Below are 12,651 nucleotides of genomic sequence, written 5' to 3'. Positions count from 1 at the left end.
AATAGCCAATCGGCTCATTTGTGGAGTGGACATGCTGGTCCCCCTCGCACCCATCGGTCAGGGCCGTAAACATCCAAGCGCCATCACGAGGGTATCTGTGGTCCCGCTCACATTACCGGGCCGTTGACGCTAATGTCAACGCAACAGTTCCCAGCAAGCCCTTAGCAGCAGACTGATCTAAATCTGGGTTGCAGACACGCGAGCGGAGACCGATGGAGAATCGTATTCGTCTCCGTTTCCAAATTAATTGCCTATTGCTCCCGGAGACAGGAAGTTTTAATGGCCAGGACGTCCATATAGCTAAGATGACAATTTCCACTTATCATCAATTTATTGATGTTATTCGCGCTTCTTCCTGCTGGCTCAATATAAGCCGTCGCCCCCTTTGGGTAAGCCGAATGTGGCACACATACTTTTCATAGTTCCGTTCAGGCCGCCATTCGTGCGCCGGAGAAAACAGCACACAGGAGAACTACATGCACGCTCGCCGGCCAATCCAACAACAAATTAATTGGGACACCTTCCCGGGACGGGGATCTGAAGACAAGCTCGGCATCGAACGGTACGTCAGCATGATCGATAATCTCCGTCGATTTCTGGACCTCACGGCTGGTGGGAAACCGGATGCCGCTACCCTGTTGAAAATCAGCCTGCTTCTGGAGGGGGCATCCGACCTGCTCGAGCCGTTTCAAACGCCGGATCTTGAAGAGGTTTTTGGTCGCTCAATTGACTTGGACGGCCGCGCACAGACGTTGATTCCACCCTTCACTGTCACGTCCATCGACGAGTACCAGCTCGCCGGCACCGTTGTCTTTGGTCGGCACTTCTTAGGCAGCAAAGGGGCAGCCCATGGTGGCGCAATAACGCTGGTTTTCGACGAGGTACTAGGTCGGCTCTCGATGACCAGCGGACGGGCACGTTGCCGCACAGCTTATCTGCATGTGAACTATCGAAATGTTGCCCAGATCGGGGTCGAGCTGGACTTTACGGCGCGGTTCGTGCGGGAAGAAGGGCGCAAGCGATATCTCGCCGCTGAGCTTCGGCACGGGGACACGATCTGCGCCGATGCCGAAGGTCTTTTCGTCGAACTCAAAAACGGGCAGCCTTAACAGCCGCAACTTCCCGCCATGCAGAGCAGAGAATGAAGGCTTCTACGCAGGCAGTCCGTACGAGCTGTATCTGCCAGGTGAACCACCGGCAATAGTCGGCACGTTCAGACCCGCGGCTACTGTCATGCCATCGGAAGCGGGATCTTCCGGGCGGCCCTGCGATCGAGAAGATCAGTCCTCCTCCAACAGATAGGTTAGCCAGGAAGGAAGGGGCCCCTTGCCGCCACACGTGGGCTCATCCAGCCGCGCTGCTTCAACCTTTCCGGAGTTGAGACCACTACATTGATACGACAGGAAATTCGCAAGGCTCCGCTATGTGCAGCTGTCATCTATTAAGATGGACGCTCTGCTCCTCGCCGGTGCGGACGTTGACCGTGTTGTTGACGCCCCATCTGCTGATTCGCGAGACAACAGCCCAAGGAAGTTTTAAAGGAGCCGACAGTGCTGAAGCGACGTAATCGCAGAGAGAACTAGGAAGCCTATCAGCAGGTGCTGACAGGCTTCCTAGGAGTGGAGGAACCCCCCGGCAAGAGCACCCGCAAGGCCGTGCCGCTGTTACTCGGCCGTCTGTGCACTTGGATACGGTTGAGCTCAGATCAAATGTGTTCTGGGTCTCGCCTACCTGAGGTCTCCAGACGTAGAACAGTCACCCGTGTGAAATCTCTTCGAGCGAGCGGCGGGTAGTCTTTGGCCCGAGCAGTGCCAGGAGGCCCATGAGCACGAAGGCGGCTGCGATCATGAGCATAGTGGCCGTCTCGCCTACGCCTTGCAGCATCCCGGCCACCACCATTCCCTGCACAACGCCCGCAAATCGCCCCATGCCGTTCACGGTGCCGGCCCCTACTCCGCGGACCGATGTCGGGAAGGCCTCAGGCATATAGGTGTACCAGGTGGTGCTAGCAGCCAGGGACGCAGCAAAGACCAAAGAGACTGAAATGACCGTGAGCACCGGCGATGAAGCCGAGAGCGTGAATAAGAAGACGCCCACAGCAGCAAGGAGTCCCGCAATGAGCACTGCTGTTCTACGCTCGATGCGGTCGGCAAAGGCGAACAACAGGGCCGGGCCTGCCAACCCGGCCAGCGAGGCAATACCCACAACGCCCAGCGCATCCGCCTGGCTCATCCCACGCGTACCGAGAATCGTGGTTAGCCACGCGGTAATACCGTAATAGGCGAAGACCATAAGGAAAAAGGACGAGCCCAGTACAAGCAGTCGTCGCATGTATACGACGTTGAACAATTCCCGGAATGATCCCTGGTTTGCCGCGATGTCCTCCTCGGCCTCAATTGCGGGAAGCGGGCCGCGCTGCAACGCCTCTACCTCAAGTCGATCTACCGTCTTCTCGGCCTTGTCCTGATAGCCGTGAGTGGCCAACCAACGCACCGACTCAGGGAGCCAGATCGCAACAACCACGGCGATCAGAATGCCGACCGAGCCGATAACAAACATCCAACGCCACGCCCCGACGCCCTGAGGAACGATTATCCGAGCTATGAAAGCCGTCAGCGGAGACGCCAGAAAACCCAGCATTGTCACGATCGTGAAAAAGCGTCCTCGCGTCGCGCGCGGGAACATTTCACTGAGGTAGACGATCACTATGCCGGTTGCGGCCTGTACACCGATGCCGGTAAGGACTCGGCTCCAAAATAGCATCTCGAAATTGGGGGCGATCGCAGACATAAGCGACGTGAGCGAGTAAAACACAGAGGCCCAAATCAGCACCGGTTTTCGGCCCAGCAAATCCGCAAGCCGGCCACCAGCCACGGCACCAAACATCATGCCGATGAATACAGCTGAGGTGAGCATTCCGATCTGTGCGAGGTTGAGATCCCATTCGGCCATGATTGTAGGCGCAGTGTATGAAAAGACGAGGTTATCGAAGGTTTCAACGACATAAGCGGAGCCAAGCAGGGCGATCCAGAAAACGTGCACCCTACCCGTCGGAAGCCGATCTAGTCTGGCAATCGGTGATCCCGTTTTCTCTGCTGCCATCGCCCACGTCGTTGTCTTTGAAGTGTTCATGGCTTTCCTTTTGATGTTTGTGATTGTTCGCGGGCACAGCAGGGCTGAACTCCTAAAGCGAAGACAGCAAGTAAAGGTGTGTTGCGACCTTGAGCTGATCGCGTCCACGTTTCCTGAGCGCGCAACTGTAACAGTGACAGTGAGGGCGCTCTCTCCGTCGTGTAGGCGGGCCGAGAGACATCAATCCTTGATCAGTGATTCCGTATATGCGCGCGCCCGTGCGCTGTCATACGACCTAAGGATCTGAATTTTTTCAGCCTCCACTGAGCCTTCAGCGTGCGTGGCGAGAACAGCCTGGTATCCGCCCCACTGACTAGCGCAGAGATCGCCTACAAGATTGATGACTCGCAGGCGTTCGTTGGCGGGAGCGGCAGCAGCAAAGTACTTTTCCAGAACCGCTCTAACCTCTGGATTGGCCCAGTCTCCGCCGCCTGGGCCGGTCGCAACCAGACCGCCCGCCAGGTCAAGCAGCAGGGACGTTGCGCGATGGAAGCCGTGTGAAAAGTAATATTTGGCCATGTTTGTAGCGAGGGGATCTGGCAGGAACACACCGTTACTGCCCATTTTCGACCGTGCGGACGACAGTTCGGCGAAGCCCTTCACGGTCTCTGCCCAAGTGATGAGTTCGGTGATTTTGCCGCGTACGTGCCCCGCTTTTTCGATTCCGTTGGCTTCGCTGACAATCATGGCAGCGCCAACAAAGAGGTCAAGGAGCGGAAGCTTGTAATTGACTGCCGTAAATCGGTGGTATTCCACAAAGGCGAGTGCAAGTCGCGTGGCCGCCTCAGTGTCCCCATTGACGAAGACCCTTGATTTCGGGACGCGAACCCTGTCAAATACGGTGAGGCTTTCGAGCATTTTGTGTTTGGACGAAACAGGGTGCTCAAAGCTGTTCCTCTCCCCGTGGAGGAACGGAGAAACGTACAGGGTAAGTCCAGGCGTATTGACCGGTATTGCAAAGCTGACAGCGTACTCGGAGTCATCCGGTCCCATAGCCCTCGTCGGGAGAACTATAAGCTCGTCAGCATTGGCGGAAAACGAGGTGTGCACTTTTGCTCCGCTGACCGTTATCGAGTCTTCGTCTTCATCCACCACGTGAACGTAGAGGTCCGGATCGTTCTGTTGACTCGGCCCGAGGCCGCGGTTCCCCTTCACATCAGACTGAGCGACCGCAAGTGCCACGTCGTTGTCACAGCAGTATTGGTGAAACGCTCTGGCGTTTTCCAGCCCCTCGCCGACTGTAGCGCGCAGCAACCCAAAGAGCGCATCACTGCCCACTTCCTTGAGGACGATTGTTCCGGCACCCAGTCTGCAGACAGATTCGATAAGGGCTCCACGCCTTTTTAGGTCCTCCGCTGTCCGGGGCACCCGGTAGAAGGCCGTATAGGGGCCGTCGCCATCGTCCGCCACGGCCAGGTCTGGCTCCTTCTCGGCGATATCAAATCCCAGAGCTGAATGGGCGATCGCGGACTCGAACTCTTCAAATAGGGTGACGTCCTTGACGTCCTCACCTTGATACACGACACGTCGATCGTCCTTGAGAGCTTCCCGGTACTGGGCTGCTGTGCGCAGAGTCAATGTTGTTTCTCCTAACAGGGTCCGGGAAACGCCGCGACTTGGGGGTCACAAGCTTTCCACATCCAGGGTTTTAGGTGAGGGACGTAATTTCACGTCACTCAGGGATAATGCGGAGTCGAATCGGGGAATCGATTCCTGCTACAAAACCTGCGCACCAAGGGTGGCCAGTGCGAAGTCGAGGCCCGCATCGTGTCTGCTACCTCTTGTGGTCGACGTATGTGGTCGAGCAGTAGCCCAGGGTCGGGGTTGTTGACCAAGGGGTTGATCGCGAAATCCAGAGCGCCCTTTACGGTGGCGATGACCTGAAGTCAAGGCTAGCCGCGCTTTACACTGGCGTCAAGTATCCGCGTTGACTCGTAATCAACCTCCGCGAAGGGGGATACGTTGCCTCATGAATAATCCTCCGGCCGGATCGGTGGTTGCCGGGTCTGCGGATGAGGGGTTACGCGGTGTGAATGGGGTTGACGATAGCGGAGCGAAAGGCCGTGACGAAGCAGCTGGCCAGGTCTTATCGGACTGGTGACAGGGTCCGGAAGGGAAGGATCCCGGACGAGGTCGTGAGCTGACCGGGTGGCGCCGGGATTATGCCCGGGCGGTGCTCGGCACGCTCGGGATCCGCCCCGGCCCAGGCCGGTCAGGGGTGGCCGGGCCCCGGTATACGGGGAGGATCTGCAGCTGGCTTTGGTGCTCTGCTGGGCTGTGTTGCGGGCCCGCCGGTAAATTGCTGGCGGCAGGGGCCCGCACTCGTTCCGATGCTGTGCAGCGAGAAGGCGATGGGGTATCAAGCAGAGAGTTCTGTTCTTTAGTTGTTGACTCTGGAGATAAGTGCCGGGAATACGCTGCCGTCCTGCGGTACGGTCCGGGGCGCCGGAGCCGAAGTGCCCTCGCGCCGACGGGCATCCTGGAGTTCTTATCGCTTAGGTGGCCCTGGCGGTGGCTGCAGGGGGTGTGCAGCCACCCTGCGGGCGCGGCCCCCCGAACAATGGTCTCGGACGAGCGTCCAGACGCAGCACCGCAAGTGTTAATGCGTCGCCATGCCCTGGGGGTGCCATCACGTGGCTGAGGCGTTTTCCTCCACGAGACCGCTACTGATGCCCAGCATTGCCAGGTGGATGCGCACCAGGTCGTCGCCAAGTTTGTCGAAGCGGGCAGGGTCTTCGGCGACAAGCTGGCTGAACCGCATCACAATGCCGTTGACGGCATCCGCGACGGCATCAATGGACGCAACTGGCCGTGCCTGGCCATTGTCGACAAGTTTCTGCATGTAGTGGCAGTGGGTCTTGTTGATCCGCCCGTGAATGTCTTGCCAGAGGTCCGTCATGCCGGGGTCACTCAACGATTGATGCTGAATGATGGTGAGCAGGCCGACGTTCCGGGCGTAGGCGCGGAGGTATGCGAGGTCTGTGAGTCGGATGATTTGGTCAGGCGGCAGATGCCCTGGCACGCGCTGCGTGGCACCGAACTCCTCGCGAACCCGCTCGGCCAGCCCGCGGAAGACGTCTTCCTTGGAGGAAAAGTAGGAGTAGACGGTGGGGCGGGTGCTCTCCGCAGCGGTAGCGATGTCCGCAATAGTTGCCCGCCCGTATCCGAGCTCGGTAAAAACACCACTGGCTGCATCGAGGATCTGCGCGGCGGTCTCAGGACGTGGACCCTTTCCATTCCTCGTCGCGCGAGTTGCTTTTGATCCGCTGCTGCTGCGAATGCTGTTCATAGTTGCCTCCTTAACACCGATTATTGCCCATGGCGGACGCGACCGTGGGATGGGTGTCTCCGACTCTCACGGGCAAAATTTGCGGCGCTGTGCCCGCCGTGGGTCCATCTGGGGAGCTCGTCAGGGAGCCACGGGCCCGGATGTGGGGGTGTTCGCAGGCCTCTGCGAAGGTCAGCACTGGGGTGACACATGCATCCGTCCCCGCAAAGTGCTCGGCCCACTCGTCACGTTTTCTCTCGGCGATGCGGTCAGCGAACATCTTTGCGAGACGTGGCCAGTTTGCCCGGTCGTCCCGATCGGGCAACACGGCCTGGTCGAAGCCCAGCCCGGCAAGTAAGAGCGAGTAGAACTGTGGCTCGATGGAACCGACGGCAAGGAACTTCCCGTCGCGGCACCGGTATGTGCGGTAGAAAGGCGCGCCGCCATCGAGAATGTTTGTGCCGCGGCCATCGACGCCCCACTTTCCCTGAGCCTGAAGCTCGAGAACCTGCTGAGCGAGCACCGTTACCCCATCGACCATCGCGGCGTCGATGACCTGACCGCAGTCCAGCCGTTCGCGGCGCCAGAGAGCCGCGAGGATTCCCACGACGGCGAACATTGATCCGCCGCCGTTATCAGCCACCAGGTTGAGGGGTGGCACCGGGGTCTCTGGAGTACCGATGGCTTCGAGGACCCCAGTAAGCGATAAATAGTTAATGTCGTGACCGGCCATCAGTGCCTGCGGACCGTCTTGACCCCAGCCGGTGACACGCGCATAGATCAAACGGGGATTGGCGGACATGCAGTCGGCCGGCCCCAAGCCCAAACGCTCGGTGACCTGAGGCCGGAAGCCCTCCACCAGCACGTCCGCTTCCGCAATCAGCTGCAGCGCTTCCTCACGTCCTTGAGGTGACTTCAGATCCAGTCCGACGACATGCTGGCGCCCTCGCAAGGTATGCGAGTTGACGCCTTCAGCGCCGGGACGAACCACCCGGGTAACGGTGGCCCCGAGGTCCGATAGAGCCATGACGGCATGGGGCGCTGGCCCTATGCCAGCGAGTTCCACAATGGTTAAGCCTTCGAGCGCGCCCATCATGTGCACCTCCAGTTAGTGGTGACGCTGCTATGGCGGTTTGCTTTACGTTGATGTAAAGTCCTGCACTAGAACGTCTTGCTCGGATAAAAAGTAATTTCGTGCTGTGGCTACCACTTTACATTGATGTAAGGCCATTGCTACCTAGATGCACCTGAACTTAGGAAGGATGACGCAGTGAGGGGTCTTCCAGAAGTCAATGAACGGACTATGAACCGGGCTTTCGCCCGGGCGCTTTCCGCCGTACCGCACAAGGTTGCCTATATCGAGGCCGACGGTACGGAATGGACCTACGAACAGACCTATGCGCGTGCCCTTGAAGTAGCAGGCGGGTTGGTCTCCCTCGGCGTGAAGCCGCAGGGCCGCGTCGCCCTAATGCTGGATAATTCCTTTGACTTCCTTTCCGTGGCCTACGGACTGGGCTTGACCCGGCGTGTACAGACACCAATCAATACGGCGTACAAGGGCAGCTTCCTCTCACACCAGCTGCGCGACAGTGGTTCGAGTGTTCTGGTGGTGGAAGACCACTATGCTGAGCGCTTGGCTCTTGTCGCCGACGCCGTGCCGGAACTGGCAACAGTCGTCGTGCGCGGCGGAGAGGGTGCAGCCCTCAAAGACTCCCGGTTTCGTGTGCTCCGCTTCGAAGCGCTTTTCGAGGCCGGGTCGGCTGGTGAAGAGGAGGCGGACGCCGCCGACCTGTTGGCCATTATGTACACCTCGGGCACGACGGGTGTCAGCAAAGGCGTCGAGATGAGCCATGCCCAGGTCTACACCTATGCGTCGCGCGAGGACGCTGCGAGACCGCGAGCTGAGGACCGGATCCTTGTCATGCTGCCCATGTTCCACCTCGCGGGCCAGTACTACGGCGCCTACCAATCCCTCATCGCTCTGGCAACGTGCGTGATCCAGCCGGGTTTCTCGCTGAGTCGGTGGTGGGGATGGATCCGCGACTTCGGCATCACCGAGACCACGATGCTGGGTGCCGTGGCGGAGCTGCTGCAGCAGGCCGAACCACGAGATGATGATGCCGACAACCCGCTGGAGTTTGCTGTGATGGCCCCGCTTGCCAGCAACATCGACCGTTTCCAGGAACGCTTCGGACTCCAGGTTGGCGCCGTATACGGCATGAGCGAGATCGGGTCCGTCATGTATAGCGAACCCGAGGATGTCGTCCCGGCGTCGGCCGGCAAGGCCAGGCACGGGTACCAGCTGCGCCTGGTCGGCGAGGATGGCGCGGACGTTCCCGATGGAATGGCGGGTGAGCTGTGGGTGAAGCCGGATTCTCCCCTGCAGGTGATGACTGGTTATCACGGGCTCCCTGATAAGACGGCCGAGACAGTCGTGGACGGCTGGGTACGCACTGGAGACATCTTTAAACGCGATGGCGAGGGCAACTATTACTTCGTGGACCGCCGGAAGGACGCCCTGCGCCGCCGGGGAGAAAACGTTTCCAGCTTCGAGGTCGAGCGCAGTCTCAACGAGTACCCCGACATCCTGGAGTCCGCGGTCGTCGCCGTCCCCTCCGACCTTTCGGAGGACGAGATCAAGGCCGTCGTGGTGCCTCGCGAGGGCCGTGAGCTGGATTGCGCAAAGCTGATCGAGTTCCTCGCGGCCCGGATGCCCTACTTTATGGTGCCCCGGTACGTGGAGGTGGTTAGCGAATTGCCTAAGACTCCAACGCAGAAGATCCAAAAGTACCTGCTCCGGCAACCGACCGGAGGCCCCGTGTGGGACCTCGAGGCCTCGGGCATCAAGATCAGCCGACGCGCGTGAGTAAAGGAAACTGACCTATGTTCAAGAAGCTGCTGATAGCCAACCGGGGTGAGATCGCCGTCCGGGTCATGCGGACTGCGGCCGCCATGGGCATTCAGACTGTCGCTGTCGCGCCCCGCGACGATGCCGACTCCGGACACCGTGCCCACGCGGACGAGACCGTCGAGCTCTCGGGAAGCGGCCCCGCGGCCTACCTCGATGTTGACGCGATTATCGACGCAGCATTGAGGCAAGGTGCCGACGCCGTGCACCCCGGTTACGGCTTCCTGGCCGAGAGCGCAGAACTCGGCGCCGCCTGTGAGGCAGCGAACATTGTGTTCGTTGGTCCAACACCGGAGACGCTGCGTCGCTTCGGTGACAAGACAAGAGCCCGAGAGGCCGCCCAAGAGCTATCGGTCCCGCTGCTTATGGGCACAGTCGGCGCGACCAGCCTGGACCAGGCCACTGAGTTTATGCGCGATCTCGGCGAGGGTGCCGAGGTGATGGTAAAGGCCGTTGCCGGCGGCGGGGGTCGCGGGATGCTGCCGGTGAAGTCTTTGGGCGAGCTTCCGTCCGCTTACGAGCGTTGCTCATCCGAGGCGCTCAAGGCGTTCGGCTCAGGTGACCTGTACGTTGAGCAACTGCTTCCGCGCGCCCGGCACATCGAGGTTCAAATTCTCGGCGACGGCACCGGAGACGTGATTCACCTGTGGGATCGCGACTGCTCCGTCCAGCGACGTCGGCAGAAGCTTATCGAGATCGCACCGGCACGACTGCCTGAGGTGCAGCGCCACGAGATCCTGCGTCACGCCGTGGCACTTGGCCAGGCGACAGACTATCGGGGGCTTGGCACGGTCGAGTTTCTTGTGCACGAGGACCAGTTCGCCTTCCTCGAGGTAAACCCTCGCATCCAGGTGGAGCACACCATCACGGAGGAGATCCTTGGCCTCGACCTGGTCGAGCTTCAGCTCCGCGTGGCCGCCGGTGGGACGCTCCGCGAGCTCGGTATTGCGGGCGGAGTAGCTTCGCCTACCCGCACGTCCATGCAGCTACGCGTAACCACAGACCGCCTCGCAGCGGATGGTTCGGTGGTGACCAGCGCGGGCCGCATTTCCGCGCTACAGCTGCCAACAGGGCCGGGGACACGAGTTGACACTCACGCGCACGTCGGGATGGTCGCCAACCCCCGTTATGATTCGCTGCTCGCCAAGATTGTGCTGACGCAACAATCCGGGAGCTTACATCAATTGGCAGAGCGGGGTGTTCGAGCGCTGAGGGAGGTCGCCATTGCCGGGATAGCGACCAATATAGAACTGCTCCAGACGATCCTCAACCATCCCGATTTTCGGGCCGGTGGCACCGACACGACTTTTGTTGAGCGTGAGCTGTCGACGCTGCTGGCGGCTCCGGTCGCGCCGCCGCTTTTCAGGCCTACGTACGCATCTCAGAGTGAACAGCCCGGTTCCGAGGATCTGGTCATTCCCGACGGTTGCGATGCCGTCACGGCTCCAATGTCGGGCATCGTGGTGGAGAGCCTTGTGGTGCCGGGACAGAGCGTCGGGTCCGGCCAGACCCTCTTAGTGCTCGAAGCGATGAAGATGGAGCACATCGTCCTCGCCGAGCGTGGGGGTGTTGTCGAGCGGGTCGGAGTGGAGGAAGGGGCCGCGGTAGAGGGCGGACAGGTCCTGCTGACCGTTCGGGTGGACGAGGACCTGGATATCGTAAGTTCCGCGATTGAAGACGAGGACCTGGACATCGTACGTTCGGACCTCGCCGAAGTGCTCGATCGGCGTGCCCATACTCTCGACCGCTCCCGACCTGCCGCCGTGGAAAGGCGCCGCAAGGTCGGCCGTCGCACCGCGCGCGAGAACATCGCCGACCTCTGCGATTCCGACAGCTTTATCGAGTACGGCGGTCTCGTCCTTGCCGCGCAGCGTCAGCGTCGTACGGTCGAGGAGTTGGTACAGAAGACTCCGGCCGACGGACTGGTCGGCGGTATCGGCTCGGTCAACGGCCGTCAGGTCGTCGTGATGTCCTACGACTACACGGTGATGGCCGGCACCCAGGGGTTCTTCAACCACGCGAAGATGCGACGGCTGTTCAGTATCGCAGGCGAGCAGCGACTTCCAGTCGTCCTGTTCGTAGAGGGTGGGGGCGGTCGGCCTGGGGATACCGATATGGCTGCTATCGCCCAGCTCGATGATGAGACTTTCACCCAGCTCGCTCGCCTTTCCGGGAAAGTACCTTTGGTCGCTATCGCAGCCGGCAGGACCTTTGCCGGCAACGCTGCCTTGGCATCGGTGGCCGACCTCATCATCGCCGCCCGAGACACAAACATTGGAATGGGCGGTCCTGCCATGATCGAGGGCGGCGGTCTCGGCATCTTCGCTCCCGAGGAGATCGGGCCGGTCTCCGTGCAGGTCCCGAACGGCGTCATCGACATCCTGGTTGACGACGAGGCTGCGGCGGTCACCGCCACCAAGTCATACCTGGGCCACGTGCTCCAATCGCGTCTCGAGGTACACACTGCTCACGACCAGCGTCGGCTGCGGCACGTAGTACCGGAGAACCGGCTCCGCGCCTACGACATCCGGCGGGCCATTAAACTCATCGCCGACGTAGACAGCGTCCTGGAGCTGCGCCCGGAGTACGGAGTAGGCATCCTCACCTGTCTAGCCCGGATCGAGGGGCGCAGCATCGGCATCCTGGCCAACAACCCCAGTCATCTTGGGGGCGCGATCGACACCCAGGCGGCAGAGAAGGCTGCCCGCTTCCTGCAGTTGCTGGATGCGCACCGTCTGCCCTTGGTCTCGCTCATCGACACACCCGGCTTCATGGTGGGACCCGACTCGGAACGGACGGCGGCGGTGCGGAAGTTCGGCCGGATGTTTTTAGCCGGGGCCAACATCACCGTGCCGGCGGTCGCGGTGGTGCTCCGTAAGGGCTATGGCCTAGGTGCCATGGCGATGTCCGGTGGTGACCTCAAGGCGCCATTGGCCACGCTTGCCTGGCCGACCGGCGAATTCGGTGGGATGGGTCTGGAGGGGGCTGTGCGGCTGGGTTATCGCGACGAACTTGAGGCTATCAAGGATCCGGAGGCGAGGCAGCGCCGCTACCAAGAGCTTATCGCCGAGCTTTATCAGCGCGGCAAGGCCCTCAACATCGCCAGCGTCCATGAAGTTGACGACGTCATTGATCCGGCCGACACCCGCCGTATCGTACACATGCTGCTGGACGCGGCCGTGATCCCGGCAGACAAGGGCCGCACCTACATTGACTCTTGGTGAGGCGAAGTTCCACGCCCCCGGGAGAAGGGACGCTGGACTGGCGAGCTCCGCTTTGGCGCATGCACAAGGCGGAGGTCGTCGTCACCGGACGCTTAATGGGTCACAAACTTAGATTTGAT

Annotated in this window: 7 protein-coding genes; 3 read left to right on the top strand and 4 right to left on the bottom strand. The window is 60.5% G+C overall.

Annotated features, from left to right (window positions below; translation table 11 throughout):
• The first annotated feature begins 476 nt into the window (after positions 1 to 476).
• On the top strand, positions 477 to 1,109 hold the full coding sequence (locus AC5RTT_RS00400; RefSeq protein WP_494143520.1) for a PaaI family thioesterase: 633 nt from the start codon (positions 477 to 479) through the stop codon (positions 1,107 to 1,109).
• Between the two features lie 646 nt (positions 1,110 to 1,755).
• Here AC5RTT_RS00400 and AC5RTT_RS00395 read toward each other — a convergent pair.
• The 4 genes from AC5RTT_RS00395 to AC5RTT_RS00380 form a co-directional block, all read right to left on the bottom strand.
• The gene (locus AC5RTT_RS00395) at positions 1,756 to 3,132 is read right to left on the bottom strand and encodes an MFS transporter (RefSeq protein ID WP_494143519.1); all 1,377 of its coding nucleotides are present in this window, start codon (positions 3,130 to 3,132) and stop codon (positions 1,756 to 1,758) included.
• Positions 3,133 to 3,312: 180 nt separating this feature from the next.
• Entirely contained in the window at positions 3,313 to 4,710 is a 1,398-nt protein-coding gene (locus AC5RTT_RS00390) for a 4-hydroxyphenylacetate 3-hydroxylase N-terminal domain-containing protein (RefSeq protein ID WP_494143518.1), read from the bottom strand.
• Between the two features lie 1,051 nt (positions 4,711 to 5,761).
• Complete coding sequence (locus tag AC5RTT_RS00385; RefSeq protein WP_494143517.1) at positions 5,762 to 6,421, bottom strand: TetR/AcrR family transcriptional regulator; 660 nt, start codon at positions 6,419 to 6,421, stop codon at positions 5,762 to 5,764.
• 10 nt (positions 6,422 to 6,431) lie between these two features.
• The gene (locus AC5RTT_RS00380; RefSeq protein WP_494143516.1) at positions 6,432 to 7,496 is read right to left on the bottom strand and encodes a CaiB/BaiF CoA transferase family protein; all 1,065 of its coding nucleotides are present in this window, start codon (positions 7,494 to 7,496) and stop codon (positions 6,432 to 6,434) included.
• 174 nt (positions 7,497 to 7,670) lie between these two features.
• Between AC5RTT_RS00380 and AC5RTT_RS00375 the strand changes: the two genes are divergently transcribed.
• Together AC5RTT_RS00375 and AC5RTT_RS00370 are read left to right on the top strand one after the other, a co-directional pair.
• On the top strand, positions 7,671 to 9,266 hold the full coding sequence (locus AC5RTT_RS00375; RefSeq protein WP_494143515.1) for an AMP-binding protein: 1,596 nt from the start codon (positions 7,671 to 7,673) through the stop codon (positions 9,264 to 9,266).
• Between the two features lie 17 nt (positions 9,267 to 9,283).
• Positions 9,284 to 12,532: a carboxyl transferase domain-containing protein gene (locus AC5RTT_RS00370; RefSeq protein WP_494143514.1), complete on the top strand. Its 3,249-nt coding sequence runs from the start codon at positions 9,284 to 9,286 to the stop codon at positions 12,530 to 12,532.
• Positions 12,533 to 12,651: the final 119 nt, after the last annotated feature.

The sequence above is a fragment of the Arthrobacter sp. Y3221157 genome, assembly GCF_059089865.1.
This window is presented reverse-complemented; position numbering and strand designations above follow the sequence as displayed.